General features: G+C 40.9%; 11 protein-coding genes. 8 read left to right on the forward strand and 3 right to left on the reverse strand.

Annotated elements, in window-relative coordinates; translation table 11 throughout:
• The first annotated feature begins 77 nt into the window (after positions 1-77).
• From hisS to HY817_01285, 4 genes are all read left to right on the forward strand, one after another.
• Entirely contained in the window at positions 78-1,382 is a 1,305-nt protein-coding gene (gene hisS / locus HY817_01270; GenBank protein ID MBI4835868.1) for a histidine--tRNA ligase, read from the forward strand.
• Positions 1,383-1,681: 299 nt separating this feature from the next.
• Positions 1,682-3,457, forward strand: coding sequence for an aspartate--tRNA ligase (gene aspS, locus HY817_01275; protein MBI4835869.1), 1,776 nt, complete (start codon positions 1,682-1,684; stop codon positions 3,455-3,457).
• A 2-nt stretch (positions 3,458-3,459) separates the two neighbouring features.
• Positions 3,460-3,777 carry a hypothetical protein gene (locus HY817_01280; GenBank protein MBI4835870.1) on the forward strand — a complete coding sequence of 106 codons (318 nt, stop codon included), beginning with the start codon at positions 3,460-3,462 and terminating at the stop codon, positions 3,775-3,777.
• 11 nt (positions 3,778-3,788) lie between these two features.
• The gene (locus HY817_01285; protein MBI4835871.1) at positions 3,789-5,804 is read left to right on the forward strand and encodes a VanW family protein; all 2,016 of its coding nucleotides are present in this window, start codon (positions 3,789-3,791) and stop codon (positions 5,802-5,804) included.
• Here the strand turns inward: HY817_01285 and HY817_01290 are convergent.
• Positions 5,801-6,298 carry a hypothetical protein gene (locus HY817_01290; GenBank protein ID MBI4835872.1) on the reverse strand — a complete coding sequence of 166 codons (498 nt, stop codon included), beginning with the start codon at positions 6,296-6,298 and terminating at the stop codon, positions 5,801-5,803. The two genes, HY817_01285 and HY817_01290, sit on opposite strands and share 4 nt — an antisense overlap.
• 96 nt (positions 6,299-6,394) lie before the next feature.
• Positions 6,395-7,450, reverse strand: coding sequence for a tRNA epoxyqueuosine(34) reductase QueG (queG, locus tag HY817_01295; GenBank protein ID MBI4835873.1), 1,056 nt, complete (start codon positions 7,448-7,450; stop codon positions 6,395-6,397).
• 58 nt (positions 7,451-7,508) lie between these two features.
• Between queG and HY817_01300 the strand changes: the two genes are divergently transcribed.
• From HY817_01300 to bcp, 3 genes are all read left to right on the forward strand, one after another.
• Positions 7,509-8,906: a hypothetical protein gene (locus tag HY817_01300; GenBank protein MBI4835874.1), complete on the forward strand. Its 1,398-nt coding sequence runs from the start codon at positions 7,509-7,511 to the stop codon at positions 8,904-8,906.
• A 27-nt stretch (positions 8,907-8,933) separates the two neighbouring features.
• Positions 8,934-9,455, forward strand: a complete 522-nt coding sequence (locus tag HY817_01305) for a hypothetical protein (GenBank protein ID MBI4835875.1) — start codon at positions 8,934-8,936, stop codon at positions 9,453-9,455.
• A 959-nt stretch (positions 9,456-10,414) separates the two neighbouring features.
• The gene (bcp, locus tag HY817_01310) at positions 10,415-10,879 is read left to right on the forward strand and encodes a thioredoxin-dependent thiol peroxidase (GenBank protein MBI4835876.1); all 465 of its coding nucleotides are present in this window, start codon (positions 10,415-10,417) and stop codon (positions 10,877-10,879) included.
• A gap of 67 nt (positions 10,880-10,946) precedes the next feature.
• Here bcp and HY817_01315 read toward each other — a convergent pair whose 3' ends face one another.
• The gene (locus tag HY817_01315; protein ID MBI4835877.1) at positions 10,947-12,335 is read right to left on the reverse strand and encodes an MBL fold metallo-hydrolase; all 1,389 of its coding nucleotides are present in this window, start codon (positions 12,333-12,335) and stop codon (positions 10,947-10,949) included.
• Between the two features lie 53 nt (positions 12,336-12,388).
• Between HY817_01315 and HY817_01320 the strand changes: the two genes are divergently transcribed.
• Positions 12,389-13,249 carry a C40 family peptidase gene (locus HY817_01320; protein MBI4835878.1) on the forward strand — a complete coding sequence of 287 codons (861 nt, stop codon included), beginning with the start codon at positions 12,389-12,391 and terminating at the stop codon, positions 13,247-13,249.
• Positions 13,250-13,578 lie beyond the last annotated feature (329 nt).

Raw genomic sequence — 13,578 nt, forward strand, 5'->3', positions numbered from 1 at the left:
TTCGAAGTGGACAGTGCGAAGTGCGAAATGATGCTCAACCACTTCGCATTTCGCACTTCAAATTTCGCACTATCTTTATGATTGAAGCACGCACACTCCAGGGTTTTTCTGATTATCTGCCTAAACAAATGTATTTGCGGCGTTATCTGATGGATACGTGGCGGCGAACATTTGAGCTGTTTGGTTATGGTGAGCTTGATACACCGTCTATTGAATATGAAGATATTTTATTGGGTAAAATTGGTGAAGAAGAAAAGTTAATTTATCGCTTTACCGATAATGGCGATAGAAAAGTTGCGCTTCGTTATGATCAAACTGTGCCTTTAGCGAGAGCGGTAGTGCAACATCAAAACGATTTGAAGTTTCCTTTTAAACGGTATCAAATAGCCAAGGTGTGGCGAGCTGATAGTCCACGCAAAGGAAGAAAACGTGAGTTTTATCAATGTGATGCCGATATTGTCGGTTCTATTAGTTCAGTGAGTGATGCTGAAATTATTACTGTTGTTGCTAGTGGAATGTATGCTTTGGGATTGCAAGATTTCGTGATCAACTTAAATCATCGTGGTATTTTGACTGCGATGATGGCTAGTTGGAATATTCCTAAAGAGTTACAGCTAGAGGCTTTCCGTGCCATCGATAAGTTTGATAAAGTGGGTGTTGATGGTGTCAAGAAAGAATTGCAAGAACGCGGTATTCCGGAAGAATCGCATCGGGTAATTTTGGAGCTTTTGCAGTGGAGTGAGCGTGATGCAGAAAAAACATTAAATTGGCTGGAGGAGCGTTTTGGGGGATCAGGAGAAGCACAAAATGGAATTAATGATTTGCGCTCTATTATTCAATTGGCTACTGCTTCTGGTGTCCAGGCAAATAATATTTTTGTTAATCTCAATTTAGTACGAGGCTTGGATTATTATACAGGTATGGTTTTTGAAGTGACATTGCCTGTATTTGGCCGTACTTCTTTTGCTGGTGGGGGACGTTATGATCGTTTGGCGAATGCTTTCAGTGATAGGGATTTACCAGGTGTGGGTGTTGGGGTCGGTTTGGAAACCTTGTATGAATTATTTCAAGAGCATCCTATTATTTATCCCAAGATTGCTCCTGAAGTTTTATTGGTAGTTTTTACTAATGAATTTTTACCTCAAGTAACTAGTATTGCCGCTGAACTAAGAGCGATCGGAAAAAGAGCCATGGTTTATCCTGGAGGGGCAGAAAAAATTGGTAAACAGATGAAATATGCCAATGATTTAGAATTTCCGTACGTTCTCATTCTGGGCCCCGATGAAGCCAAAGAAGGAAAAATCCAGCTAAAAAATATGCAGACAGGGGAGTCCCAGACAATAAAATTGACTGATTTGGTTAGCAAAATGAGTGTGCTCTAGTTGTTGCTGTTCAAGAAAAAACTGACTAGATTGCTTGAACGGCACACATCCTCCCATTGTCATCCCGACCTTGTGGAGGGATCTGATTCAGCGGTGGTTTCTAGACATCATTATTGAAAACACTACAAATGTATCAGGTCTCTCGACAAGCTCGATATGACATATGGTGTATTTGTTGGGTCAAGCAACCTGGTCAGTTTTTGTTTGCCAAACAAACAGATGATGAATTAGATTCTAGCTTCTAGATTTTAGATTTTCTTTCTCGTATAGTGCCCTTGTCGTTGTTTATTAACTATTTTATGTTCCGCAATTATTTTTCTTCTCAGTTATCCAAAGATTTAGTCGGTAAGGAAGTTACCTTGGCTGGTTGGGTGCATCGGCGTCGGGATCATGGAGAGTTGATTTTTATTGACTTGCGTGATCGTGACGGTGTTACCCAAATTGTATTTAATCCTGAAGTGAATGGTGAGGCGCATGCCTTGGCTGAAGGAGTACGTTCTGAGTACGTGCTGTCTATTACTGGTACTGTGGTTGCTCGTCCTGAAGGGTTAGCAAATAAGCATATCGCTACTGGTGAAATTGAAATTCATGTTAACCAGTTAGTAATCTTAAATACTGCCAAGACACCCCCATTTGCTATTGATGAAGAGCAAATTGCCAATGAAGAACTGCGTTTAAAATATCGTTACCTTGATCTTCGTCGAGAGCGTATGCAAAACAATCTCAAGTTGCGTCATAAGGTGATTAAGCATATTCGTGACTACTTTAGTGATCAAGGCTTCTTAGAAATTGAAACGCCGATTTTAATTAAAGGTACTCCTGAAGGCTCTCGTGAGTATTTAGTACCCAGCCGTTTACATGCTGGTAATTTTTATGTGCTTCCCCAAAGTCCTCAACAGCTCAAGCAGCTTTGTATGGTTGCTGGTCTGGAACGTTATTTCCAAATTGCTCGTTGTTTCCGGGATGAAGACCAAAGAGGTGATCGCCAGCCAGAGTTCACACAGCTTGATGAAGAATTCTCTTTTGTTACCCAAGAAGATATTATTGCTACTAATGAAAAGCTACTGATTGAACTAAGTAAAGAATTTTTACCAGAAAAGAAATTGTTACATGAACCATTTTTGCGGATGACATGGCATGAAGCTATGAGCAAATATGGTAGCGACAAACCGGATATTCGCTTTGATTTGTCGTTTATAGATGTTTCCGAGATCATGAAAAATAGTGGTTTCAAAGTATTCAGCGATACTGTCCAAAAGGGCGGAATAGTCAAAGCCATGCGTGTGCCAGGAGGGGCAAAGTTTACCCGTAAACAAATTGATGATTTGACCGAAGTTTCTAAGAGTAAAGGTGCCAAGGGGCTGGCCTATTTAGCAATGGAAGAATCTGGAGAGTTGAAATCCACCTTTCTAAAATTCTTGGATCAAAGTCAACAAGATTCACTAGTAACTGCTTTGGCATTACAAAAGGGTGATATGGCCTTTTTTACTGCTGATATGTTTTTTGTTGCCTGCGAAAGCTTGGGCCAAGTACGTCTTGCTGTAGCCAAGTTACTCAACTTACAAGATGAAAGCTTGCTTGCTTATCTATGGGTAATAGAGTTTCCTATGTTTGAACGAGATAGTGAAACAGGTAATTTACAAGCTATGCATCATCCTTTCACTAGACCATTGGCTACCGATGTTCATTTGTTGGACACAAACCCTGAGCAGGCTCGGGCAGTGGCTCATGATGTCGTGCTTAATGGTATCGAAATTGGTGGCGGTTCCATGAGAATTCATGAGCGAGATTTACAATCAAAGATTTTTTCTTTGATGAATATTAGTGAAGCTGATGCCGAGAGACGTTTTGGCCATATGCTAGAAGCTTTTTCTTATGGAGCCCCTCCTCATGGGGGTATGGCTTGGGGCTTGGATCGTCTAGTGATGCTCTTTGCCAATGAACCTAATATTCGTGAAGTGATTGCTTTTCCTAAAAATCAAACAGCCCAAGATTTAATGCTAGGAGCACCGAGTCCTGTAACTGAGCGCGAGCTTCGTGAAGCAAATATTCAAGTTTCATTACCACAAAAGTAATTATGAAAAAACATTCTTTACTGACAAGCTGGTGGCTATGGGGACTTTTTGGCGGTATTATGTTAGGCGTATTATTTGCTCAGAAAAAGGGTTCTGTATTGCGTTCTCAGCTAGCTACAGTCAAAGAGAAGGATGGTGCCTGGGGACAGGCTTTATGGCTCAAAGACGAAATGATTGCTATGTGTCAGGACATCGGTGAAACAGTTGACCATGCCTGGCATAGTAAAGAAATACAAAGTGCATTACATAAGATAGCGGAGTTAACAAAAGAATGGCTACCTCGTATCGAAGGGGTGGAGGGGGAGAATGAAAAAGTTTAATCGATTTTGTTATGGACAAGAAGAAAAAAAAGAGGAGCAAGAAAAAATCTGCTCATTCAGTAAAAAAACAGAGGAAAGAGGAAACTCTGAAACATCCAACACCGGTCCCACACCAGTCCTCTGAACAAGAAGTTAATCAGGCAGATTCGCTGCTGAGAGACAATCGTGCAGCTAAAAAGCAGTTTTGGGCATGGCTATTACCAGTATTAAGGGCAACTACTCTGATGGTCATTGGTGTACTGGTATTAGTGGCTGCTATTTACTTTGGCTTTGAATATTTTTATCAAACGCGCACGTTGCCTAATACTTTTGTCGGTTCTATTCCTGTCGGCGGATTCTCCTATGATGAGGCGCAAACGAGAATAGCAGAAAATTTTCAATCGCTTGCAAGCAAGCCACTAGCATTTATCGTTGATGACGTAACCTACCAAATTCCCTTTGCTGAAGCTGGTATTACTTATGATTTCACTAGAGTAATGGCCAATTTACAACAACGTAAGCCTCATGATGTCTGGCGATCCCTCTTTTGGCCAACGTATGTGAAAAGTGGTTTGACTTTGGACCAAGCGGTACTAGCCCATGCTTTGCAAAGAAATATTCCCAGCATCTCAATTCCGCCTAAAAATGCTTCAGTATATCTAGCTCAGGATAGTAAGAAAGTACCTTATTTTTCAGTAATCCCTGCCGAGATTCATCGTACTGCCAACTTTCAACAAATCACCGCCACTGTTAACACCATGATTGAACAAGGACATGCGTTACCAGTACTGGTACGCACTTTTGAAGGAATACCTGAAATTACTGATGAAGAAGCATACGAAGCTATCCGTGCTAGTGAGAATTGGCTCAAAAAAACTGTATCGTTGGTCTATGATCGCAATGGAAAAAAGGTAAAGACTACTATTGATCCAGAAAAGGACTGGGAATGGCTAGAATTCATATCCCATGAAGGGAAGTTAGTGATTACTCTCAATAGCAACAAATGGGATAATCTATTGAGCAGGGAGATTCTGCCCGCAATAGAACAAAAAAAACAAGATGTCATTGTTGCTTTGCCTGCTGAGGGCAAACGTTACGCTACAGTATCTGGAGAGTTGAGTGATGGGTACACAGTGGACAAAATAAAAACCCGAGAAGCGGTAGAGGCCACGTTTAATAGCACAGTCACCAATCAGCTCTTACAAAAATCTGATCACATTATTGAATCTGTCTCTCTGGTAGTAAATTATGAACAGGCGCGTTTTATTTCTACTGAAGGGCAAGATCTTGGTCTCAAGGATATTCTTGGTATTGGTCATTCCCGCTTTGTGGGCTCGAGTAGTGCTCGTAACTTTAATATTAGAAAGGGATTAGCAATATATAATAATTTACTGCTCGCTCCTGGTGAAAAATTATCCTTTAACAGTTTGCTGGGACCAGTCACTGTAAAAGCAGGCTGGAAAGAAGAATTAGTAATTAAAGAAGGCGGCAAGAAAACTGTACCCGAAGCTGGTGGCGGCTTGTGCCAAGTATCTACCACTATGTATCGTGCTTTGATCGAATCTGGTCTTAAAGTACTTGAGCGTCGTGCCCATAGTTACTTGGTTTCCTATTATGTCGGTGAAGATGATCCCAGATCGGGAATTGATGCCACTATCTACCCAGGTTCTCAAGATTTAGTGTTCGTGAATGACACAGCTAATTATATGCTGATCCAAACTGATACTAGTGGGGTGGACGCCTATGTGCGTATTTATGGTACTCATGATGGTAGAAAAGTTACTTTAGATGGGCCGTTTAAGTCAGGCTGGGTAAGTCCAGGTGGTCCTATTTTAGTACCTACTGCTGATTTGCCAGCAGGAAAAGTAAAAATTACCAAAGCTGCTCACAATGGCCGCACAGTAAGATGGACACAAAATATTACCCGCCCCGATGGTACGGTTGAGACTCATGATATTGTGTCGGTATATAAGGCAATACCAGCCGAAGGTCTAGTGGGCTCAGCTTCTGCTGTTGCTTTCTCAGATCCGAGCTCGGTATCTCTTTAATGCAGAAGTGATAGTAAGCTTGCATCAAGCATTGATCCCAGCTGCGGTGCTAACCAACTGATGCTAATGATGGTGGCTGCCATCAACAGCATCGGAATTACCATGTATTTAAAACGAAATGGTAATCGTTTACTTTGTCCGGGATTAGTTAACTCTTGGAAAAAGTAATCTTTCGCACTTAAGTGGCCACTACCTTTACGCAAATAGTGCAAAGTTTTCCTCAAACAACGGAGCAACTCTTTGATTTCATACTTCTCTAGGATTTCTTGCTCAATAGTTTCTAAATCGATTTCCCATTTAATCAAACTCTGTTCGATACGCATCAAATCGATATCCTCTTTGCGTAACGGCTCTTTATGCATGCAATTAGTATTGCTACAGTAATAAGCATATCGTTCTTTCTGCTTTTCCCAGAAAGTAGTAGTGTTTTCCCGTACTGACATAGTATTGCCGCAGCGAGGACAATCAACTGTTTCTTTCACTGCCTCAGGCATGTCTTTATGTAGCAATAGCATCTGTTTTTGTATCGTTACATGTATTATTGTGAAACAAATACAATAACATGTCAATACTCTACTTTGCTTTAAGTGCTAATTCTCCACTGATACTAGCTCTTCTACTGCCCATTGGGCATGTTCCTTGATAAGAAGAGACGAATCATTAATTAATGCTTTTAAGTAGGGAAGCAGGCTAGCATCCTTTAAGTTGCCGGCAACGATGCATGCATTTCGAATCAGTCCTGTTCTTTTGGCTCTCAAAAAAGGGGTATTAGCAAAAAATGATTTAAACTCTTCGTCTGTGGCAATAGATAAGATTCTTTTTAAAAAGTCCAAAGAGCCCAAGTATGCAGTATTCGTTAAATCAGGCTGGATGCTGATATCCTGCCATTGTGCGGGGCTATAGGCCTTGGCGCGGCTATTGTGCGGACATACTTCCTGGCACAAATCACAGCCAAAGAGCCATGTCCCTATTTTTTTTCGCAAATTCACCGGGATACTACCTTTATATTCAATAGTTAAATATGAAATACACAGATTACTATCCAAATCATAATTGTCTTTGAGAGCACCTGTGGGACAGATATCAAGACAACGTCGGCAACTGCCACAACTACCATGCTTCTCTGCTGGTTCAGGCACCAAATCTAAGGTAGTAATGATTTCACCCAATACTACCCAGGAGCCAAATTCTTTGGTGATAAGCAAGGTGTTTTTGCCAATAAAACCCATTGATGCTTGCGCTGCATAAGGTCTTTCCATCAAAGGACCATAATCAACATAAAACTTAGCTTCGATACTAGAGAAGTGCTCTGTTAACTTTTTTTGTAGTTCTTGCAACTTTTTCTCAAACACTGTGTGATAGTCTGGCTTTGCTTTGGCATAGCGAGCTACTTTAATCATATCAGGGCTATCTTGATAGTAATTTAAGGCTACTAGGATAATACTTTTGGCTCCAGGAAGAATTTTGTCTGGATCAGTACGTTTCGCAGGATCACGGCTCAGGTAGTGCATTTCTCCATGGTGGTTTTTCTCTAGCCATTGTAAATATGCGATCTTTTCTGCTGCTAATTTCTGAGCAGTGGCTACCTTTACTAATTGGAAGCCTTGGTCTTTGGCTAATTGATAAATAAGCGAAAGGGGAGTCATAAAGCAGTTATTCGATTCATTCTTTGGCTATGATATAATAAAAAGATAGCTTTTGTGTATGTCTTTGGATCAAATCCCTTTCAAATTAGGCAAAGCTCCTGCGGCTTGTGCCCCAACACCCGTCGCATCTTCCGTACGTCGTGAACATGTCGATGCCGTTAAATTGGCCATCAAACCAGTGTTGGCTGGCGAGGATACAACTGAAACTGTGGAAAAGTTGCGCTTAAGAAAAACACAATTAGCACAAATACAGCTTTGGTTGGAAAACGTATATGCTACTCAAGAAAGATTGGATTTAGAAGTAGTATATAATCGGGTGCGAGCCTATGCCACTGCTGTAGATGAAATAGATTGTCGGACATTAGTCCGGAACTTCAATTTATTGCGAAAAAGTGTAACCCTTCAACATGCTTTATTGGTTGGTGGCGAAGATCTGCTAGATGAAGAAACTGGTCGCAAGACAAGATTTTACAAATTAGCGCTAATTGCAGGAGGTGGTTTGGGAATGCTGGTCGATGGCTATTTGCTAAAAGGAAATGTTCTGATCCCTGCTGTTCTTAAAGCAGCGCGTCAGGATCCTTTGCCACTTGTTTCTGATCCCAGCTTTACTGAGGCTCGTCGTAATCGTCAAGCAATTCGTGATGCTCATGCAGCTGAGATAGTAAATGCTAGACGTATTTTAGCTAAGCCAATGAAAAACCTGGCTAAGCCACTATTAATTACTGAGGCTGATAGTAGTGGGCAGTCACAAGTGGTTTATGAGAGAATCTCTGATAAACAGAATAGGTCACGTAATTATGCGATAATTGCTGTTGATCCTACTATTCCGCCATCAGCAAAGTTACACGGTTTTTCTTATGCTCTAGATGGTCTCCATGCCATGCACATTGAGGGCAGGGTGCATGGTGACTTCAAGGAGCATAATGCTGTTATGGATGAAAATGAGCAGGCGGTTGTGATTGATTTCGGTAGCGTCCTTTTCCCTGATGAAGAAATCACTTTTGAGGAAGGAATAATTCCTCAAGACTTGAAGCTACGGAAGGTGATAAATACCTCTAAGGGGAAGCGTTCAATCGCTATACCAACGACACCAAGATATTATGATAATCAACTAACCCGGAGACTATACCTGCAAAACAAATCATTAACACTTGCTGATCGTTATGCAGTTGCCCAAGCCTTGCATAGTATTTTGGCTGCTGCCGGTATAATTAATAGTGCTAAAGCAGAATTATTCACTAATACGAAACTACAAAGTAAATTAAGTGGTGATTTAAGCGGATACCCCCCACCGGCTCTGCTAGCGATTACAGAATTAATGAGTGAGCTGGCGGATGTTGATGCTGCTATACAAAGGCCGCTCAATGTGATTGCCGAGGAATTGCGTACCCTAGCTAAATGTCTAGAAAACGAATTAGATCCTTTGTACGCTCAGGCTTTTGGCATTTTAGCATAATTGAATTATATTTTTACTAGTTTATCTATGTCTATGTCTGATCTTGATGGGATGCACTTATTATCTGCTGTTGAAGAAGTAAATCGTGCTGTTGAAGAGGCCGTGGTAGCAACTAGGGATAAACCAGATGCCCATATCAAAGCGTTAGATATTGATACCTATAGAGCTGCCATAGATGCTTTTCCTAAGACAGCAATAAGTATTGAAGGCTTTAGTCGATTTTTAGCTGAAATGCTGACAGGGATTGATATCAGCGCTACATATCCTATTGGCACTGATGTGTTATTGGTCATTTTACCATGTAATATCAATGGCCTGGCTTTGAATGAGGCAGAAATCAGAAGTAATGCGCATATACACTTGGTGAGTGTGAATGCCGTTACGCGTCGTACAGTATTCAAAAATGCTCATGTGGCTGTTTTGCCTATGGTCATATGGGATGCTTGTTGCTTTAGAGTCAGTAGACCGGATATTGATGACTTCCGTAAACAGGCAATGACTGCTTACCATGCTTGGTTACAGCTCATCGAAGTAAGGTCACCCGCTTAGTAGTAGGTGCCTATATTAATAAATACAAAAAAGCCACCTTTGCAGATGACTTTTTGTTTTTGTGTGCCTCTCCTGTCCTATCAGTAATGTAATCATATATTACTGAGACGAGGAGTATGATTTTGTTTATGATGTGAAACTATTGACTCTTTGTTTACATCAATTCTCTACCGCTCTTTGGTGTGTTAGGGTCTCTACCATGACCGTTCCCATCGCTAGTGTAAGTCGAAGACAAACCTTTTGATGAGCATTATAGGTGGGCGGCTCTTAGTCTTGAACCATATTCGAGCAGTAGAGAAAAGGAAATATTCTCAGGGAAGAAAATACTTTCTTCTCTCTACTGAGTGTGTTGTTGATGTTAAAGTTCTATTTTTGTGTACTTTTGGGGGCTTATGGCCTAGGGGCGATGAGCGCCCCAAGCGTACTTTTGTGTTTGTTTTGCCCTAAGTAAATGTACATATCTATTTTGGAGTTTTGTTATGGATTTACTTAAGGGCTTGCGACTCTGCCTGTTCTTTAGAAGAGGGGGGAAGAGTCTTTGGTCCGAGGATTTCCCGGCTCATCGTTCCAACAGGAGCGCTCGCAAGACAATAAAATAAAAAAATAATTTTTGGTTGGGCTTGGAGATCTTGTCCGAGGTAGAACGATGAGGAGAAAATCGTGTGACTTGAGAAGGAGCAAAAGCTCTATAGGAGTGTTTCTTTCTTCCTGAGCTTCAAATCAATATAGCAGCTGGCTATTCCTACGTAAAGGGTAATGTAGTGGCGGTGATTGATAGTCTGTGGTGTAATCATATAGCTGCTGAAAGCCAATTTAAGCTTGCCGTGCCTTAAATAAGGCCTTTTTTTAGTGCGAAGTGGGAAATGCGAAATTCGAAGTGGGTATAGTTAATTTGTCCTAGGAACTGTTAATTTTGTCCTCATTCTTGCTATATTTCCTTTGATATAACACTTCTCTCTATGGCGGACTTTTTAGCACAGGGTACTAAGGCTCCTAATTTTATTGCGCAATCAACATCAGGCGAAATGGTGAGTCTTAAGGATTTTGCTGGTAAGCAGATAGTTCTGTATTTTTATCCTAAAGATGATACTCCTGGTTGTACTAAAGAAGCTTGTGGCTTTCGGGATACTATTGGTGATATCCAAGCGAAGGGGGCTGTTGTCCTTGGAGTGAGCCGAGATACTATGGCCAAACATCTCAAGTTTAAGGAAAAGTTTCATTTAAACTTTGATTTACTTAGCGATGAGGATGGTAAAATCACTGAGGCTTATAGAGTCTGGGGGGAGAAAAGTATGTACGGCAGGAAGTATTTCGGTATATTTCGGGTCACTTATATTATTGATGAACAAGGAAATATCAAAAAAGTATTTCCCAAAGTAAACCCTACAGTACATGCAAAGGAGGTGCTTGAAGCTTTGAATTAGTGCGAAATTCGAAGTGCGAAATGTACAGTGTGAGCTACATTTCGCATTTCGAATTGCTAACTTCGAATTAGAGAAGGTATTGTTTATTAGCCTTACTGACAGTAATTTTCTCGGCTGCTTTAATATCTTCTAATCCATATTTAATCGCTCTAGCAGCCTGTGATTCGCCATGAACGATGAATATTTCTTTTAGTCCTTTGATGGGACGAACATAATCGAGAAGCTCTTGATGGTCAGCATGGGCTGAGAATGCATTGATAGTGTATACCTGAGCTCGGCGCAAGTAAGGTTTGCCGAAGATACGCACTATTCTTTGTTTTTCGGCAATAGCACGGCCTAAGGTATTTTGAGCCATAAAGCTGATTACCAAGATAATAGTATGAGGGTCGCCAATATTATTTTTGAGATGATGAAGGATACGGCCGCTTTCACACATACCAGAAGCGGAAATGATAATCATTGGTCCTGATTTGCCATTCAAGTCTTTTGATTCTTCTGTAGTGCGCACATATCGCAAACAAGCAAAACCAAAAGGATCTTTTTTTTCATCGAGAAATGAATCATAGGTCTCTTGATCAAAGCATTCAGGATGACGGCGGAAGATCTCAGTGGCATTGATAGCCAGAGGACTATCTATATATATAGGTATACAGGGAATTTTACCGGCTTTCTGCAAAAGATTGAGGTGATAAATCACTTCTTGGGTTCTTTCTACGGCAAAAGCAGGAATAATAATTTTACTTTTGTGAGCTACTGCATCATTGATAATGTGAATCAACTCTTCTTCTACAGAGTTATAATCATCATGTAGTCGTCCTCCATAGGTACTTTCCGTAATGAGATAATCTAACTGTGTCCATTGATGAGGATCATGGATAATCGGCATATTTTTTCTGCCCAAGTCTCCCGTGAAGCCCAATACTTTCTTTTGACCGTTCTCTTCAATATGAAGCTCGACTAAAGCTGAGCCAAGAATATGGCCAGCATCTCTCAATATCAAAGTAACTCCAGGTGCAATTTCTTTAGCTTCATTGTAAGGAAGACCAATGAATAGTGCCGTGGCATTCACTGCATCAATCTCTCGATATAGCGGCTCACCATTTGGTAACTCTTGATTATTGCTTTCTAAGTATTCCCAATCCTTTTCTTGAATATGAGCACTATCTCTTAGCATCACGCTACATAGATCAGCACTAGCTAAAGTGGTATAAATCGGTCCATTAAAACCATTCTTCACCAAAGTAGGAATATTGCCTGAATGATCAATGTGGGCATGGGAAAGTACTATCATATCTACATCATGCAGCTTTTCACCATTAGCCCGATTTTGACTCAGAGCATCCTTTCTATGTCCCTGTAGTAAGCCACAGTCTAATAATATCTTTTTGCCATTTATTTCCAATAAATGAGCAGATCCGGTCACTTCTTCTGCAGCACCAAATGAAGTAAGAAACATGTTTGTGTTTATTTATCTCTCTATTGTACCATATTCCCGTCTTTAGCATCATGATGAATCAAGTCAAAAATATTGTGAATGGTTTTGTCAAAGAGCTGCAAAGAAAATACGGAGTAGCTACATGCGAATTGAATATTACTGAAGAGGGGAGCCGAATAGTAATTGGTGGTGTGATGCTGACCGACAAACAAAAAGCTATTTTGGATCGGCGACTACAACAAGCAGGGGAAAGGGTTGAATGGCGAATAGTTATTCTTGCTGATCAAGAGCCTGCACTAGGTTGGGCACATGTAGATAAGATTCCCACTAATGTGTGGAGCCGTACTCTTTTGCAAGATCATATATCCTGGCTTTCTACTCAAGTAATCATCAAAGAAGAACCAATAAAATTGCTTTGGCAAGCAAAAGATTTTTATTGTGTGCAATTAGTTGATGCTACTATTGGTTGGATACGGGCTATCGAATTGACGCGGTTAGCTGGAGCGCCAAGTTGGATACCCCCGGAGCAAAAGGCAAGTAATAGGCCAGAGTTACTCGCTTATATTGATCGTTGGTTAGACGTGCCCTATTTACGAGGAGGACTGACATATCAAGGAGTGGATTGCTCTGGGCTCACTCAAAACATCTATCGTCATTGTTTCCATTATCTTTTGCCGCGGCATAGTATGGATCAATTGAAAGTAGGTCATACTGTGACAGAACCCAAGATTGGTGACTTAGTCTTCTTTGAACATCATCATGAAAAAACTCATCATACTACCGGACATGTGGGAATTGTAATCAATGCTGAAGCTAAATTGGTCGCTCATGCTAATTTAACTAATGGTAAGGTGATGCAGAACATGATGAGTGAAATGCTAGCCATGGGATATGAATTCCTAGGGTACAGAAACTATGATGTGGAGATTTTTTAGTGATAGGCGCAATTGCCAGCTGATAGACTGGTCTGGGGTGATCCAGAGCAGTCTTGTCAATTTTTACTGTAGCAACCAATAACTGACCCATCTGCTCAGTTACCAACTCTCCCTCAACTGTCATACCAAACTTGATTTGGTATCCAGCAGGGACAATAGTGCTCCAAAGTGACAGGTAATTTGAGGGTACATTGTCCTAGCTGGATACCGGATCAAAGTCCGGTATGCCAGTTAAAGGGCGCAGTCAAGAAGGAAATGCAATGGTAGAGGAGTAGGGTCGGTTGGATTTAAGCACAGCAAAAGCAATAGTGAGCAATTTTCTCGCAATA

The sequence above is a fragment of the Candidatus Abawacabacteria bacterium genome (assembly GCA_016207805.1).
Classification (GTDB): domain Bacteria; phylum Patescibacteriota; class Gracilibacteria; order RBG-16-42-10; family RBG-16-42-10; genus JACQZO01.